General features: G+C 38.3%; 17 protein-coding genes and 1 pseudogene. 15 read left to right on the top strand and 3 right to left on the bottom strand.

All coding sequences use genetic code 11. From position 1 onward, the window contains the following. Positions 1-28 precede the first annotated feature (28 nt). The 11 genes and pseudogenes from MP478_RS19355 (at position 29) to MP478_RS19305 (ending at position 7,742) form a co-directional block, all read left to right on the top strand. Positions 29-484 (top strand): hypothetical protein, encoded by a 456-nt coding sequence (locus tag MP478_RS19355; protein WP_257191093.1) that lies wholly within the window; start codon positions 29-31, stop codon positions 482-484. Positions 485-514: 30 nt separating this feature from the next. Then, positions 515-1,384 (top strand): SDR family oxidoreductase, encoded by an 870-nt coding sequence (locus MP478_RS19350; protein WP_257191094.1) that lies wholly within the window; start codon positions 515-517, stop codon positions 1,382-1,384. A gap of 7 nt (positions 1,385-1,391) precedes the next feature. Further along, positions 1,392-2,345 carry a zinc-binding dehydrogenase gene (locus MP478_RS19345; protein ID WP_257191095.1) on the top strand — a complete coding sequence of 318 codons (954 nt, stop codon included), beginning with the start codon at positions 1,392-1,394 and terminating at the stop codon, positions 2,343-2,345. Beyond that, positions 2,346-2,575: pseudogene (locus MP478_RS22625) on the top strand (cupin domain-containing protein). It begins immediately after the preceding gene. Positions 2,576-2,884: 309 nt separating this feature from the next. Next, positions 2,885-3,748: an AraC family transcriptional regulator gene (locus MP478_RS19335; RefSeq protein ID WP_257191097.1), complete on the top strand. Its 864-nt coding sequence runs from the start codon at positions 2,885-2,887 to the stop codon at positions 3,746-3,748. 12 nt (positions 3,749-3,760) lie between these two features. Then, on the top strand, positions 3,761-4,396 hold the full coding sequence (locus MP478_RS19330; protein WP_257191098.1) for an SDR family oxidoreductase: 636 nt from the start codon (positions 3,761-3,763) through the stop codon (positions 4,394-4,396). Positions 4,397-4,616: 220 nt separating this feature from the next. Beyond that, positions 4,617-5,075 (top strand): nuclear transport factor 2 family protein, encoded by a 459-nt coding sequence (locus MP478_RS19325; RefSeq protein WP_257191099.1) that lies wholly within the window; start codon positions 4,617-4,619, stop codon positions 5,073-5,075. 5 nt (positions 5,076-5,080) lie between these two features. Then, positions 5,081-5,467 carry a nuclear transport factor 2 family protein gene (locus tag MP478_RS19320; RefSeq protein WP_257191100.1) on the top strand — a complete coding sequence of 129 codons (387 nt, stop codon included), beginning with the start codon at positions 5,081-5,083 and terminating at the stop codon, positions 5,465-5,467. An 81-nt stretch (positions 5,468-5,548) separates the two neighbouring features. Next, entirely contained in the window at positions 5,549-6,628 is a 1,080-nt protein-coding gene (locus MP478_RS19315) for an NADH:flavin oxidoreductase/NADH oxidase (protein WP_257191101.1), read from the top strand. A 50-nt stretch (positions 6,629-6,678) separates the two neighbouring features. Next, a complete protein-coding gene (locus MP478_RS19310) occupies positions 6,679-6,957 on the top strand; it encodes a putative quinol monooxygenase (RefSeq protein ID WP_257191102.1) in 279 nt (92 codons plus the stop codon). Between the two features lie 41 nt (positions 6,958-6,998). Further along, positions 6,999-7,742: an SDR family oxidoreductase gene (locus MP478_RS19305; protein WP_257191103.1), complete on the top strand. Its 744-nt coding sequence runs from the start codon at positions 6,999-7,001 to the stop codon at positions 7,740-7,742. A gap of 737 nt (positions 7,743-8,479) precedes the next feature. On the opposite strand, the gene MP478_RS19300 is transcribed toward MP478_RS19305, so the two are convergent. Next, positions 8,480-9,049 carry a cytochrome b gene (locus MP478_RS19300; RefSeq protein WP_257191104.1) on the bottom strand — a complete coding sequence of 190 codons (570 nt, stop codon included), beginning with the start codon at positions 9,047-9,049 and terminating at the stop codon, positions 8,480-8,482. Position 9,050: 1 nt separating this feature from the next. Continuing rightward, complete coding sequence (locus MP478_RS19295; protein WP_257191105.1) at positions 9,051-10,133, bottom strand: catalase family peroxidase; 1,083 nt, start codon at positions 10,131-10,133, stop codon at positions 9,051-9,053. Between the two features lie 194 nt (positions 10,134-10,327). Here MP478_RS19295 and MP478_RS19290 point away from each other — a divergent pair, with 194 nt between their 5' ends. Further along, positions 10,328-10,684 (top strand): helix-turn-helix domain-containing protein, encoded by a 357-nt coding sequence (locus MP478_RS19290; RefSeq protein WP_257201372.1) that lies wholly within the window; start codon positions 10,328-10,330, stop codon positions 10,682-10,684. 779 nt (positions 10,685-11,463) lie between these two features. Here the strand turns inward: MP478_RS19290 and MP478_RS19285 are convergent. After that, positions 11,464-12,330, bottom strand: coding sequence for an AraC family transcriptional regulator (locus MP478_RS19285; protein ID WP_257201371.1), 867 nt, complete (start codon positions 12,328-12,330; stop codon positions 11,464-11,466). Between the two features lie 154 nt (positions 12,331-12,484). Here MP478_RS19285 and MP478_RS19280 point away from each other — a divergent pair, with 154 nt between their 5' ends. From MP478_RS19280 to MP478_RS19270, 3 genes are read left to right on the top strand one after another with little or no spacing between them, the layout of a single operon-like run. Then, positions 12,485-13,228, top strand: coding sequence for a (Fe-S)-binding protein (locus MP478_RS19280; RefSeq protein ID WP_257201370.1), 744 nt, complete (start codon positions 12,485-12,487; stop codon positions 13,226-13,228). Then, positions 13,225-14,595: a lactate utilization protein B gene (locus MP478_RS19275; protein WP_257201369.1), complete on the top strand. Its 1,371-nt coding sequence runs from the start codon at positions 13,225-13,227 to the stop codon at positions 14,593-14,595. Before MP478_RS19280 ends, MP478_RS19275 begins: the two co-directional genes overlap by 4 nt. Then, positions 14,585-15,187 carry an LUD domain-containing protein gene (locus MP478_RS19270; protein ID WP_257201368.1) on the top strand — a complete coding sequence of 201 codons (603 nt, stop codon included), beginning with the start codon at positions 14,585-14,587 and terminating at the stop codon, positions 15,185-15,187. Before MP478_RS19275 ends, MP478_RS19270 begins: the two co-directional genes overlap by 11 nt. The last annotated feature ends 18 nt before the right edge of the window (positions 15,188-15,205 follow it).

Raw genomic sequence — 15,205 nt, 5'->3', positions numbered from 1 at the left:
TTCCTTTGTATTACCAATTCAGAGGAATATGAAACGAAAGTCATTAGTCAAAATTCACGTTGCAGCTACCATTGTTGCAGCACTTACTATTGTAGCCTTTTTTACAACTTCAGTGATAGCCGAGATCAAGGCTGACCCAGGCTTTATCAGGGAGGTGAAATTTTTCATTCTCTGTGCAATGCCGATAATGATTATTGCAATGCCTGCGCTGAATATTACAGGTACAAAACTGGCAGGCAAATCCCAAAATAAAATAATACTGGTCAAGAAAAAGAGAATGAAGCTGATGATGCTAAACGGCATTGGGCTAATGTCATTGGCGATCTTCCTGTTTTACCGATCGCATTACGGTAACATAGATGGTGTGTTTTTGGGAGCACAGATTGTAGAATTTATTCTTGGGCTAACCAACCTAACGCTGATTGGATTGAACGCAAGAAGTGGTTTTGAGTTGTCGGGAAGACTGAAAAGAGTTAAAAATTAGAAATTAAAAAAAATAATTAAACAATAAACGATGATATTAATAACAGGGGCAACTGGAAATTTTGGAAAGGCTACCATAGACTTTCTATTGAAAAAAGGAATTGCGGCAAACAAAATCGCGGCATTGGTTAGGGATGAGGCAAAAGCCGAAGATCTAAAAGATAGAGGTATCAACCTGAGAATTGGCGAGTACGATAACTATGTCTCGCTAACAGCAGCTTTCGATGGCGTCGAAAAACTATTGTTAGTTTCCGGTTCCGACACCGACAGCCGTGCAAAACAACAGGAAAATGTGGTCAATGCAGCCAGGGAAGCCGGTGTAAAACATATTTTCTATACCAGCTTCGAGCGAAAAAATGAAACGGAGTCATCACCAATTTCGTTTATTGCAAAATCGCATATTGATACAGAGCAGCATATCAAAGCGAGCGGCTTGCATTATACCATTTTCAGAAACAACCTTTACCTCGACGTATTGCCCATGTTAATGGGTGAAAAAGTGCTAGAAACCGGTATTTTTTTACCGGCAGGGGAAACAAAATTCGCATTTGCGTTACGTGCAGAGATGGCTGAGGCAATGGCCAATGTAATGACAACGAAGGAGCACGAAAGTAAAGAGTATGCTATCAGCAATACCGAAAATGTATCCTTAAAAGACATTGCTCTGGATTTAAGTAAAATAACAGGAAAAGAGGTGAAGTATGTCAGCCCTACGGTAGAAATCTACAAAGAGACTTTAACCAAAGCTCATGTTCCTGCGGAATATGTGGAAATGTTTGCAGGCTTTGCCGAAGCGATCAGGAAGGGTGAATTTCAAACTGAAAAAACAGATCTGGAATTTCTGCTGGGAAGAAGACCAACGACCACAAAAGATTTTTTGACCCAACTTTACAGTAAATAATAATAAAATGAAAGCAGCAATATTAAAAGAAATAGGCACAATACCCTTCTATGGAGAGCATGCAGAGCCTATCGTGGAAAGTAACGATCAGGTTTTAGTTAAGGTGAAGGCATCTTCGATCAAACATTTAGATTTGGCGAGAGCTTCCGGTAAACATTATACGACCTATGACAATTTACCCGCAGTTGTGGGTATGGACGGTGTAGCTGTATTAGAAAACGGACAACGGATCTATGCCATGGGCATTACGGGAATGATGGCGAAAAAAGCAATCGTGCAAAAAGACAATTGGGTCATTGTGCCTGAGGGGTTAGATGATTGCACTGCCGCAGCATTGCCTAATTTTTTGGTAGGATCAGATGCCGCATTACGGCTTAAGGGAAGCATAAAAGTCGGCGATATTATACTGATAAATGGCGCAACGGGTTCTACGGGAATGATGGCCGTGCAAATGGCAAAATTCCACCATGCAGGTTTCATCATTGCAACAGGACGTAATCCTGAAGTCCTTGAAAAATTAAAGGAATTGGGTGCCGATCTCATCATTTCGCTCAATCAACCGGAAGAACAAGTCATTAATGACTTTAAGGAAGCATACAGTACCCATCCTTTCGACATTGTTGTTGATTATCTGTGGGGAAGGCCTTCTGAAATGCTGTTGGAAGCCCTGTCAATGCTGCCGTCTCAAAAAGAAACAAAAATCATTACCGTAGGCGGAATGGCAGGACCAGCCATCAATTTAAATTCGGCTAACCTACGTAGCAAAAATATTGTGCTGATGGGATCAGGAATTGGTAGTATTTCAAAGCAGGAACTTTCAGGATACCTGCTGAATTCCTTACCCGAGATATTCGAATATGCTGCAACCGGTAAACTATATGTTGACCTGAAAATATTTCCATTGGAAGAGGTAACCAATGCATGGAGTTTGAACGAGAGTGGCATTGTGATTAAAATATAGATGAAGTTCAACGTGACTTTCGGTATTTGGGAAGGCACAGAAGGGAAATGGAAGTTTTCGGTGGACAACTGGGAATTTTGCCGTATTCTCTTCGGTGAATCCATTATTTCAGATGCCACAACGGGAAAAACCTTAAGGTGAAAGCGGGTGATAGTTTTATTCTTCAACCGGGTTTTTCCGGTACTTGGGAAGCAGTAGAAACCACGCGAAAAGAATTCATTGTGAAATAGCTTAATATTGTTATTTCCGAAAAGTAACGACGGGCATTTGTCCGGTCTTTTTTGCCCGGAACTCCTTGACAATTCTATTATATCTGGAATTTTCCGTAAAAACAGCAACCACTTAAAAAATTTCAAAAAGATTATTTTTTTTAAATATTATCGGTTTGCTCGAAAGTTGTTTCTGTTTGGACTTTAAAGAAAAAATAAATGGACTTTTAAGAAGTATTGTCGTCATTTAAATTGCTTATTTTTGTATAACAAGGGCATGCAGATAAACAAGTGTTATAAATGTTTGCCTTATAGGTTCTAATGTAGCATATGAAAAAAATAGTAAAGGTTCCAACATCACTGATCAGCGGGCCTGTTTCGCAGAATGTACTGATGCTCGATGGCTGTGCTGTCATTGAACAGTGCATTCACAGCATGGAGGCCAAGGGAACTATGTATCTCGAAGAACACCTGCTGCTTATTGTGCTAGATGGAACAGTTGCTTTGACCTATGGAAAGCAGGAATATAACGTTGGAAAGAATGAAATGATCCTTCTAAAGAAAGCAATGTTCGTGAAATATGACAAGGTTGGTAATCCTGATAATGACAATATCTATGACAGTCTGATGTTCAGTATAAAGGATGACCTTTTGAAATCCTTTTTGGCAACATCCGGTATAAAAATTCCGAAGATCGAGGGGGAGGTCAAAGCAGGTGTCTATCCTATGAACGAATGCCTGGTTGCTTTTGCCAATTCCATGAAGCCTTATTTTTTTGACCATTCGACTGTGCACCAGGGTCAGTTACGCCTGAAAATAATGGAGCTTCTGTATGATATTGCTGAGGGAAACCGCAATATGTTTTTACAAATACTGCAGTTGCATGAGCCCGTACGGGCAGATATCCGTCATGTGGTGGAACAGCATTATGCTTCACCGGTATCACTATCGGAACTGGCCTATCTTTCGGGCAGGAGCCTGTCCAGTTTTAAGCGGGATTTTCAGGGAATCTATAACATGACTCCCGCGACTTGGATACGGGAAAAAAGACTTGAAAAAGCCAAAGAGATCCTGGAGACTACGCATATGCCAGTCGCTGACATCTGCTATTCCCTCGGGTTTGAGAATGTATCGCATTTCTCAAGGATTTTCAAAGAACATTACGGACAGGCGCCAAGCGTCTTTCGAAACTAAAATAGATCTGACATGAAGGTATTGGTTATTGGCGCGAACGGGCGCGTGGGTTCTGCCCTGGTAAAAAAGCTGGCAGATAAGGATTATGAAGTGCTGGCAGGCTCTAGAAAAACAGAGACAGCTATTGCTCATCCTAATATTATGCTGGTCCACATTGATCTGTTGAGTGATGTTGAAACACTCTCAGCAGGTTTTAGGGGAGCTGATGCCATTTATTTTGTTTCGGGGTCACGAGGCAAAAACCTTCTGCAGATTGATCTGCACGGAGCGGTAAAAACAATGCAGGCGGCGGAAAGGGCCGGAATTAAAAGATATATCATGCTCAGTTCGGTCTTCGCATTACAGCCGGAACATTGGAATGAGCCGGGATTGGTAAATATTACCGACTACAATATTGCCAAGCACTATGCAGACCTCTATCTTTCCACCCAGACCCAACTGGATTATACCATATTACAGCCAGGGACATTAACGGATGAACCGGGAACAGGAAAAATCTCCCTTCAGGTCGAAAAACCGATGCCCAACTCAATATCAAATGTTGTTGATACCTTAGTAGCCATTCTTGAAAATAGTTCTACCATCGGGAAAGTAATCCTGATGAAGGATGGTGAAACTCCAATTTCAGCAGCATTCGAAACATTATAGTTCCTATTCATTTCCCACACTATTTTTTCCGCTGACGCCTCATACCAATTGCGTTAGCGATGGTATTCCTATATCCTGTTTTCAGAAGCAGCTATTCAGCAGATTATCAGATAGTCTTCTGATACCTTGAGGAATAAAGAACATCAAAAAGAGCTTTATAGTAAAAATACTTGGACGTATTAGAAAAATACTGCTCTGATTATCGCTGTAATTTTGTCTTATGAAAACAACGGTTACCTTTCTTGTAGTGATTTCCTTATTGACAGTGATTTCCTGCGGGAACAGTAATGAAACAAGAATTAAAGATAATAATAACATTATGCAAAGTACAGAAGAACAAAAAACTGGAATACTGCAAGCCATAGACCTGTATGTAGAATCCGGGCGTAGCGGGGATAGCAGTTCGGCAAAAGAAGCTTTTGCCAAGACGGCTACGATGTCATGGACAGAAAACGGCGAATTAAAAAGTGTTCCCATACAGACATTGTATGACATTTTTGACACTAACGGCCCGGGTGAAGCAAGCTATGAGCTAACCACTTTAGACGTTGAAGAAGATGTGGCAATCGTCAGAATTGAATCGCAGTTTGGGGCGACCAGATTCGCCGATTTGTTTACCCTGGTAAAGGAAGGAAACAAATGGAAAATCATCAGTAAAATTTATCATACTAAAAAATAAAAATTATGTCATTAAATAAGAATATCAATACCGTTCAGGATTACCAGGATGTATTGGACGTTGTAGAAGGTTATGTGCAGGGATTGAAAACAGGTAATGTGGAACAGCTGCGTAAAACATTCTATAAGGATGCTGTGATGTATGGACATCTTGGGAGTGACCTATCGCAAGGCAGCATAGAAAACCTGTATACCTACGTTGAAAAATACGGCGCTGCACCCAATATTGTTACGAATGTAACTGTGTTGCACAAAACACCGACCACAGCCACCGTGCGCGTAGAGATGGAGCACGATGCCGCAGATGAGGATTTTACGGATTACCATTCACTCATCAAGATCAACGGCGAATGGAAGGTGGTTGCCAAACTGTTCCATCTTTATAACAAGTAATAATAAATGTATAGTCTTAGGTAATATCGAAAGGCTCTGAGCCCAATCCGATGTTACCTTTCTATTTTAGAAAATTATTTTATGTCAAAATTATTTAGCCCGTTGACTGTAAGATCAGTCACGTTCAGAAACAGAATTTTTACCTCACCAATGTGCATGTATTCATCAGTAGATGGATTTGCCACAGACTGGCATCTGGTACATTATGGATCGAGGGCAATGGGTGGTGCCGGAGCAGTGATGCTTGAAGCTACAGCCGTTATGGAAAATGGTCGGATCGGCGTAGGCGACCTGGGCATCTGGAAAGATGAACATATTGTGCCATTGGGCAAGGTCGCAGATTTTATTAAAAACAATGGCAGTGTTCCAGGTATCCAGCTTGCGCATTCAGGCCGTAAAGGGAGCCAGCTGGTTGCAGGAAAAGATAGCAAGCCTCTGATGCCCGGCGATGCACAAGGCTGGGAAGTGATAGCACCTTCATCAATTCCCTTTTCTGCAGAAATGCAGACACCAAGAGCAATGAGTGCCGACGATATTGCTACCGTTAAACAGGCTTTTGTCGATGCGACTATCAGAGCCTTGAAGGCAGGTTTCGAACTGATCGAAATCCATAGTGCACACGGCTACCTTTTAAATGAATTCCTTTCACCTATTACCAATAAAAGAACAGACGGTTACGGTGGAAGTCTGGAAAGCCGTTCGAAGCTCCTTTTTGAAGTTATCGCGGAGGTGAAAAAAGTATGGCCTGTTGATCTTCCTATCGCCGTACGTATTTCGGCAACTGATTGGATGGAAGAAGGCTGGAAAATTGAGGATTCTGTCTGGCTGAGCAGGAAACTGGTCGACGCCGGTATAGACATTGTGGATGTGTCAACAGGAGGTACGGTTCCCAATGCTAAAATTACAGTGGGCTCGGGTTACCAGTTACCCTATGCAAGTGCAATCAAACGCGAAGTTAAAGAGCAACTATTGGTCGGAACGGTAGGTATGATCACCAATGCGCATCAAGCTGAAACGATTTTAACAAATGGTGATGCCGATCTTATTTATATGGCCCGTGAACTTTTAAGAGATCCTTATTTTCCTTTAAAAGCGGCGAAAGAACTCCGGTCAGAAATTCCGGCACCTAAACCATATGAACTGGCTTTTGGCAGTAAATAATACTAAAGTCAAAAAAACAGCCGGTCAATTAACATCAAAAGCATATATCTATGAGCATTTTTTTAACGGCTATCGTGAAAGCGAAGCCTGAACACCTTGAAGAAATTAAGTCAATGCTGGAAGCTCTTCCCAGCGCTTCAAGACAGGAGGAAGCCTGTATCCGGTACGATGTACATCAGAGCATAGACGATGAAAATGTTTTCATCCTCAATGAAGAATGGACAAATGCCGAGGGGTTGGCAGTCCACAATGAACAGCCTTATTCAAAAGCTTTTTTTGCTTCGTTTGATAGATTGCAGGAAAACCCTATAATCTATCTTTCAAAATAAAGAATTCTACTAACAATACTCATTCAATAAAATAGAACGAAATGGAAAATTTAAAAGATTCTGTAACGATCATCACCGGTGCCTCATCGGGTATCGGAGCAGCAACAGCACTGAAACTTGCGCAAGCAGGCAGTAAAATCCTATTGGTATCAAGGGCTGATGACAAAATATCAAAAGTGAAACAGGAAATCGAAAAGGCGGGCGGACAGGCAGAAGTGTTTGTTGCAGATGTCACAGATGCTGAGCAGATGAAGGCGATGGCAGATTTTGCCATTGCTACTTATGGAAGGATTGACAATCTCGTGAACAATGCGGGTCTTATGCTTTTTTCGCAATGGAAAGATGTGGCCGTTGACGAATGGAATAAGATGATCGATACCAATATCAAAGGATATCTGAATGCAATAGCAGCTGTTCTTCCTGGATTATTAGAGCAGAAATCAGGTCATATCCTCAATATGGGCTCTGTCGCAGGGATCAATATCAATGTGGGTGCAGGAATATACCACGGAACCAAATTCTTTGTAAGAGCGATAACAGAAAGTCTCCGAAAAGAAGTATCAGTACATAATGGCATTAAGATAAGCCTGATCAGCCCCGGTGTCATCAATACCGGATGGGCGGATAAAGTGACCAATAAAGAGGGGGCTTTGATTGCAGCTGAACTCAACAAACAGGCAATAGAGTCTGAAGATGTTGCCAATGCGGTCTTATTTGCATTGAGCCAACCTGCCAATGTCAACGTCAATGATATTGTGGTTAGCCCAACCTCTCAGGACTGGTAGCAATGTCAGAATCTTAACAAAGTATAATCGAGGCCGTCTCACAACTCATGAAAACGGCCTTTTTTATGGAATTTTCCCGTACCCCTATATGAGAAGGGTTTTCGTTTAAACGATTCTCAACCCACTTCGTCTAGTTGTGATACACCTTCGATTTAAAGTTATATACTTTAAATCTATTTGTAAATCGCATGTTTCAGTGATTTAATCTCATTAAACAGGTCGAAATTGAATTAAGAATTCATTTTAGTCCGCTAAAGAATGTATTTATATTTATTTGGATTGTATATGTAATTGTTTAATTATTATAAGAATTGGCACCTGCTAAGATATAAATGTATTATAAAAAGCATTTAGTTTTCTTAAATCCTCCAAAAAAGAGTTCGAGTTTTTTTAATCCGTACTCTAATATTAGAAAGCAAACCACATTTATTTTATTGGCAGTTCAATTAAAAATTATCCAATTTGGAGTTGTTTACTATAATTTTAAAGAACAAAATGTGTACAAAGTTACTTCTGGTTGACCCTACAGATTGAAGATAATTAAGTTGTTTTAAATCAACTATTTAATATTGTTTAAGAATGTTAATAATGGTATTAAGAGTTCGACAGGACTCCCTCTCTCTCCGCTGAGAGGGTCTTTTATTAAAAGATCCTCTTTTTTGTTGTATATAAGCAAACCCCGATCCTAATTTTTAATAACAGTCATTTTCTGTGATCAAATAGTTCAGAATTTAATCTTATTTTTTTATTTTCCTACCGCCCCAAGTCATGCTTGAAAATATCCCATCTTTTATTACCAATGCATGCAAAAATGCTATGGAAAGGTGCCCAACTACAATAAAAAAAAGTAACCAAGCCAAAACTCTGTGGATGTCATGAAGCCATGCATACAAAAGAGGACTTTGATTAAGGATTTCTGGAAGTATTATAGTGGGGGATAATTTGACTTGAAATCCACCTGCAGATAACTGTGCCCAACCAGTTAAAGGTAAAGCAATCATTAATGCATACATGACCCAATGTATACAGTGAGCCAACTTTTTTTCGAATTTTGGCATTTCATCCGGTAATTCAGGAATAGGATTAGCAATTCTGTTAATAAGGCGCAATACGCAAAGAACAAATATTGCAACACCTATTGGAATATGAAGATCAATCAACCAAGGACGGCTATCAAGAGATGTCATCATACCTAAACCTATAAAAATTGTTGATAATATCATGGTAGCCATCAGCCAATGAAGAATTCTTGCAACAATATTAAAATGCACAATAGTTTGGGGTTTTGGACTTTTACGTTGTACCATATTATTTGTTTTTACTGTTCTTCTTTTTACCAATGGCATCTGTAGCTTTTCCGTATCCTATCTCTCGTACCCGGGCATTATATGAATGAGCGTAGATACCTGCTCTTGCTGTTAATACAGGATCCTTGGATATTTCTATCCCCGATGGTACCTTTGTTGGATCAAAGTTAATATCCCTGCAGCCACCTTCAGTTTGATCAAAAACTCTTTTTATTTCCAGTACACCTGCAACTACTTGACGACGGTTTTTGGGCCAAGGTTTTGCTGAATTTTCAATTTCATCACCTGGCTCAGCAAAAGTTATAACCAAATCCCAATAAAGGGATTCTTTTGTAAGACGTCTTTTTAGCTCATCAAAAAGGTAATCATGACTGGCATGTTGGCGTTCCTCCTTCGTCCAAGAATTAAACGAAGCATGTGGTCTCATGGACCAGCGAACAGCATGTTTATCACCATCTGAATCAACTAAAAAGAACGAATTAATAACATTATATTCAGCCCCTGCAAAACTATTTACCCACGGTGCGCTCTCTGCCCAATCATTAAATTTTTGAGCTTCGGGATAGTCTTTAAGAAATGCTGCAACTAGCTCTGGATTTGGCTTGCCGGTCGTGCTGTCGATTTTGTAAGCATCTGAGCGTCTAATAACACCTTCAACATCATGCGTTACAAAAAATGGCTGATTATTAAGTTTCATTCTCCATTGTTGATTATCTTCTGATGATATCATCAAAGCCATGCTAACTGTTCGTGTTGAATTGTCCGCAGCAAAAGGATCAACACTTCCGAGTGAAAAGCGACCTATTACGGAAGAGGAGTCCTGTGAGAATACTCTTGCTTTTGAAAAAGGAGATAGTTTTCCTGTTGGACGAAAAGTACCTTCAAAGCAAATTCCTTTTGAATGTGCCCGCCGGTAGCCGGCAGGGAAGGATTCTGGTGTATCTTTAAGAAAACTTTTTGTAGTAGTTCGGTTTCCAATCAAATCTGCCGACCAAGCAAAGATTAACACTAGCCCTCCCGCAATAATCAGGATAAAAACTAACGGTATAAGTACTTTCTTTGATTTAAAATTCTTTTTATCCATGTGATTTATTTAATATACTAAGACTTTATTCAACAATTTAAGTTGAGATACTTTTGTTGATTTAACAATATTTTCAAAGTTATTGTTTAAGTGACAATGCTTCACTATAGATTACCTTATGGTAATTAGTTACTTTTAAGTAAGCTGCTATACTTTTTAAGAATATTACTTATATTTATATAAAAAAACAACAAGTGAAGAAAGCAAAATTTGAACTCGGTGAAAAATGTTTAAGACAAATTCGAGGAATTAAAGATACAAACCAGTTACTAAGTGGTAAATGGAAGAGTTTGATTATAAGCCATTTGTATTATGACGAAACTTTGCGTTTTATGGATTTAAAAAGAAAAACTGAAGATATTGCTCCGAAAGTCCTTTCGAAGGAGCTCAAAGAGCTGGAATTAAATAAACTTATAAAACGTACCGTTAAAGATACAATGCCTATAACAGTAGAATATGAACTTACTGAATTTGGAAAAGGGCTTCATTCAGTAATCAAAGTGATGAGTGAATGGGGAATAAATTATAGAGAACAATTGTATAATAAATAGATTTTGCTTCGATATTAATAAACCTTAAGAAATTTAATTCATAATAATCGATTTTTTACATATAAACTTATAAGATTAATAAGTATAATCGAAAAAAGAGAGAAATTGGAATATGTCTTTATCATATCCAATTTTTCATTTTTTTTGAAAACCTTTGTCAATGTAACTTCAATTTTTACTTTTGAGATGTGTAAGTGCAGGAATTGTAACTGATAAATTATCAAATGCTTATCTTTCAATATTGCAAAAAATAAATAAAAATTATTTTTAAGTTTGTATTTCAAATTAAAGAGTTTTTTAAATCAAGGAAGTTTATTTTACAAATTATCAAAATATAAGAATTGTGGTAATTTGGTGGCAATGTTCTAAAAGTAAGTTGTAAATTTTATGTTTTCAGTTATTTAATGTTAAGTTCGAATCCCTCTCTCCGCAAGATGCGAAAACGGAAGTTTTCAAAAAGCATCAAAAATAGATAAATCCTGCAAATCACTGATTTTGCAGGATTTTTTATTTATAGCAGTTGCTGTAATTTTCAAAAATACTCCAAAAGCTTGTGGCTCTTCTGTGGCAGTTTTTAAATCGCTTAAAAATTGCCACAAAAAGAATCAGTCTCAAAAGTTGTGGACTCAGCAAAATAACGGTATTAAGTGCTCGATTATAATCCCTATTTTCGTGCAGCTATTCAATCAACATAGAACAAAAAGCTGTAAAACACCTATTTTAGCTTTTTGTTGTATGCCGGGTTTTATCAGATTATTGTAAATAGGGTTGATTAAGCCTTATTTTCTATAGAGTTGTTGATATTTGAGAGGGCTTTTACCGGTAATATTTTTAAAGCATTCATGGAAGCTGGTGAAATTGTTGAAACCACTGGCAAAACAAATTTCTTTTACAGACATTTGGTCTTCTATTAATTTTTGGCAGGCATCTCCTATGCGTATTTCATTCACAAACTGGGTGTAGGTTTTCCCGGTTTTAGACTTAAAGAATTTACAAAAAGAATTAGGACTGAGGCTGGCGATTTCTGAAATTTCTTCCAAACTGATTTTTTCCATATATCTGGATAAGGTATAATTGTAGATTTCCTGGATCCGTCGTTTTTCATCCTCATTAAAGTGGTATTTGAAATGAGAGGAAGCCAAAAAATCATATTCTAAAGAATTACTGATACAGGATAATGCTTCTAATAATTTGATGATTTTCATCGTACCGTCACTGTTGATGACCTCCGGAATTAATTGAGTTAACGTTTCCCGGGATCCACCTTTGACTTGCAGTCCCCTTGAGCTCAGAATAAGCATTTTTTTAAGGTCATGATTTTCGGGAAGTTGTAAAAATTCTTCACCCCAGAAATTTTCATCAAAATGAACCACAAAAACCTCTACCTTATTTCTTTTGGGGCTTTCAAAATATTTGGTATCAAATTGCCAGTAATGAGGCAGGTTTTTCCCGATGAGTACTACATCCCCTTCCTTAAACCTTTCAATAGTATTTCCTACATATTGAGTTCCCGATCCCTTTCGAAAATAGATAAGTTCCAGAACTGTATGATAATGCCATTTATTATTCACATCAGGCATTACATCCTTTCTTGCACTGAAAGAATGTAAAGTGTCAGATGATATTTCCAGAAACTGAGGTTTCATTACTTAGTTATTTCGTCATAAAAAAGTAAAAATAGAATTTTTTTGGATAATATACCTTAATAATTGGATAAAATGAGAGAATTTTGTTTTCGATATAAAGTCTAATTTGGTTGAATAAATTTTAATACTTTGTTTAAATATTTGTTGAATTGATATGAAAGTTGGATTATTTATACCATGTTATGTAGATGTGCTGTATCCTAAAGTTGGAATAGCTACTTATTCTCTGCTGAAAAAATTAGGTGTAAATGTGACTTATCCAATGGGGCAAACATGTTGTGGGCAGCCAATGGCTAACTCCGGTTACGAGAATCTCACCTGTGAAACCAATAAAAATTTTATTAAACAGTTCAAAGACTTTGATATAATAGTTGCTCCTTCAGGGAGCTGCGTTTTACATATAAAGGAACATCTGAAGGGAGATAAGGAGAATCAGGCTGTACCTATTCAGGAAAATATCTATGAGCTGACAGAATTTTTGACAGATGTATTAAACATTAACAATCTGAAGGCATCTTTTCCCCATAAAGTTGGTTTTCATCAAAGCTGTCATGGGCAGAGAGGCTTGCATCTTTCAGGAATGAGCGAGTTGACCGCGGCTTACTTTTCGAAACCAGAACAATTATTACAGCAGGTGGAAAATATTGAGCTGATTCGGCTGGATAAGCAGGATGAATGTTGTGGTTTTGGCGGAACTTTCTGCATTACAGAAGAAGCTGTTTCTTCCAAAATGGGTAAAGACAGGCTGGCAGACCATATTAAGAACGGTGCAGAATATATTACGGCTTGTGACATGTCCTGTCTGATGCATCTGGAGGGTATTGCAAACAGAGAAAAAAAAGAGGTGAAAATAATTCACATCGCTGAAATTTTAAATACTGAAAATGTAAACAGATGAAAAGCCATGCCTCTTTAGCAGAACAATTTAACCGGGATGAAAATCGTGTGGACTGGCATAATGAAACGCTATGGTTTATCCGTGAGAAAAGAGATAAGCAGAGTCATCAGATACCCGATTGGGAAAAGCTAAGGGAAACGGCTTCAAAGATAAAACTGAATGTTCTTTCAAACCTCGATACCTATTTAATGGAATTTGAGCGAAATGCTTTGATTAATGGCATAAAAGTACATTGGGCTGAAGATGCTGAAGAGCATAATAAGATCGTACTTTCAATTCTTCAGGAACATCAGGTAAGATATATGGTAAAGAGCAAATCTATGCTGACAGAGGAATGCCACCTGAATGATTATCTGGAAAAAAATGACATTGAAGTAACTGATACTGATCTTGGCGAAAGGATCGTTCAGCTGGCTAAAGAACAGCCAAGTCATATTGTGCTTCCTTGTATTCATAAAAAGAAAGAAGAGATAGGAGATATTTTTCACGAAAATCTCAGTAGTCCTAAAGGACTTTCGGACCCTCAGCAGCTTACTGAAATAGCACGTCAGGATTTAAGGAAGAAATTTTTACAAAGCCATGCAGCATTGACGGGAGTTAATTTTGCCGTGGCAGAAACAGGTGAGTTTATAGTATGTACCAACGAGGGAAATGCAGATATGGGTGCTCACCTGGCCAAGGTACATATCGCCTGCATGGGATTGGAAAAAATAATCCCCAGGCGGGAACATTTAGGAGTTTTTCTTCGCCTGCTCGCAAGAAGTGCTACCGGGCAGCCAATGACAACCTATACCAGTCATTTCAGGAAACCAAGAGGCGGGCAGGAAATGCATATAGTTATTGTTGATAACGGCAGATCAGAACAATTGAGTAAAGAAAAATTTAGAAATTCATTAAAATGTATACGTTGTGGAGCTTGCTTCAATACCTGTCCTGTGTACAGACGGAGTGGCGGGCATAGCTATCATACAGCTGTAGCAGGCCCAATCGGGTCTGTTCTGAATCCGGTACGGAATATTGCAGACTATAAAGACCTGCCCTTCGCATCTACCTTATGTGGTTCCTGTACCCATGTATGCCCGGTAAAGATTGATCTGCATAATCAGCTTTATGAATTAAGACAGGAAATAATCAATTCCGGCATGGGACAACCCGTGAAAAGTTTCTCAATGAAGCTTCTGGCGAGAACTTTAAGCAATGCGAAAAAATATGAGAAGCTGAAAAAAACAATAAAATTAGGCTATCGGTATGTTCCATTTCTTCTTAAAAACAGTGCTAATCCCTGGTATAAACATCGGGAAATGCCGGAAATGCCAGAAGAAAGTTTTAAAGAATGGTATCAAAAGAATATAGGAAATGGGAAGTAGAGAAGATATCTTATCAAGAATAGCAAAGGTTAAACCTATAGGAAATGAGTTATCATCAGATGTATCATTTATTTCCATATCTGAAAATCTTTTGGAGAACTTTGCGCTGGCAGCTCAGAATAATGGCTCACAAGTAACATTGATAGAAGATAGTACAGAAGTTCTGGCCTACATCAATAAAAATATCGCTCCTGATAAGAGAGTGATTTATAATATCAGAGAATGGCAGGAAAAAAATGAAGAGATAACGGATCAGGAAATAAATGATCCACATACGTTGGAAGATGTAGAGGTAGCAGTAATAGAAGGTAGCATAGGCGTAGCAGAAAATGCCGCTGTCTGGATTACGGAAAGCCAGATGAAGTACAGGGCTCTGCCATTCATTACCCAGCATCTAATGGTGATATTGAAGGCGGATAAAATAGTTCCTTTATTACATGACGCCTACAAAATCTTAACGGTAGAAGAAGGATTCTCATGTTTTATTTCAGGACCTTCTAAAACAGCTGATATTGAACAGTCGTTAGTGATTGGTGCACATGGGGCAAGAAGCCATCACTTATTTATAATAACACAAAATAACGCAACATAACAGAAAATAATATAACAT

Source organism: Chryseobacterium sp. WG14 (assembly GCF_024586945.1).
Lineage (GTDB): Bacteria > Bacteroidota > Bacteroidia > Flavobacteriales > Weeksellaceae > Chryseobacterium.
The sequence above is the reverse complement of the archived record's forward strand: the minus strand, read 5'-3'. Positions and strand labels throughout refer to the sequence as shown.